This is a genomic window from Ideonella lacteola, from assembly GCF_038066555.1.
GTDB lineage: Bacteria > Pseudomonadota > Gammaproteobacteria > Burkholderiales > Burkholderiaceae_C > Ideonella > Ideonella lacteola.
Map to the genome: position 1 here is coordinate 1 of NZ_JBBUTG010000086.1, position 550 is coordinate 550.

General features: G+C 68.5%; 1 protein-coding gene. It reads left to right on the forward strand.

Features of this window, described 5'->3' with window-relative positions; translation table 11 throughout:
• On the forward strand, positions 1 to 550 hold a 550-nt coding region (locus AACH06_RS30140), incomplete at both ends, for a transposase (protein ID WP_341429531.1).

A 550-nucleotide genomic window follows, 5' to 3' on the forward strand; every position in this document is an offset into this window, starting at 1 on the left:
CGGCCGTGGGCCGCGCCGAGGAACTGGCCTCGGCGCCCACGCTGAGCCGGCTGGAGACATCGGCCACCAGCGAACACGCGGCGGCCTTGCATGGGGTGCTGCTCGATCAGTTCATTGCCAGCCACCGCCAGGCGCCGCAGGAGTTGGTACTGGACGTCGATTCCACCCATGTGCCGCTGCATGGGGCTCAGGAAGGCGCGCACTTCCACGCCCACTACGACAGCTACTGCTACTTGCCGCTGTACGTGTTCTGCGGCCAGGACTTGCTCGCGTGCGTGCTGCGGCCAAGCTGGCGCGATCCGGCCAGCGTGGTCAGCGCGCTGATCAAGCTCATCGCGCGGCGGCTGCGCCAGAAGTGGCCGCAGTTGCGGCTGGTCGTGCGCGCCGACTCGGGCTTCTGCCGCCCGAAGGTGCTGCGTCGCTTCGAGGCCTGGGGCATCGACTACATCATCGGCCTGCAGAAGAACTCCACGCTGGAGTGGTTCTCGGCCGTGCCCGCGCAGGCCTTGGCCGAGCAGTACGACGCGGCCGGTACCAAGCAGCGCCTGAT